Annotated in this window: 1 protein-coding gene; it reads right to left on the reverse strand. The window is 45.3% G+C overall.

Annotation, left to right across the window (positions count from 1 at the left end; translation table 11 throughout):
• Positions 1-335 (reverse strand): M24 family metallopeptidase (locus tag A3763_RS05325; RefSeq protein ID WP_231872109.1); only part of this gene is annotated, 335 nt, incomplete at its 3' end.
• Positions 336-351: the final 16 nt, after the last annotated feature.

Here is a 351-nt window from a genome sequence, read left to right on the forward strand (position 1 = left end):
AATATACAGGCATTGTCGCCTGAACCAACAATAGCTGGGTATGCTTGAGAGCGAGCACCATTATCCATAAACACCTTGCTCATCGCTGACTCAAGGTGATATTCATGTAAACCTGGGCGGCAAACCTTCATTGCCTCAATATGTGCTTGGGCAGATATTTCAGCAGCCTGTTTCATCGTCTTGATTTCGGTGGTACTTTTTATCAAACGCAGCTCATGTAGTGCGTGCTCCAAGGCAACAAACTCACCAGGTGGGTGAGCACCATTTCTAACTTTACTGCGAATAACGTTGATCCATTCCATGACGCGACTGTCAAAGACAGCATCAAGGCCCATCGAGTAATAAACTTTA

It is taken from the genome of Oleiphilus sp. HI0128, from assembly GCF_001635365.1.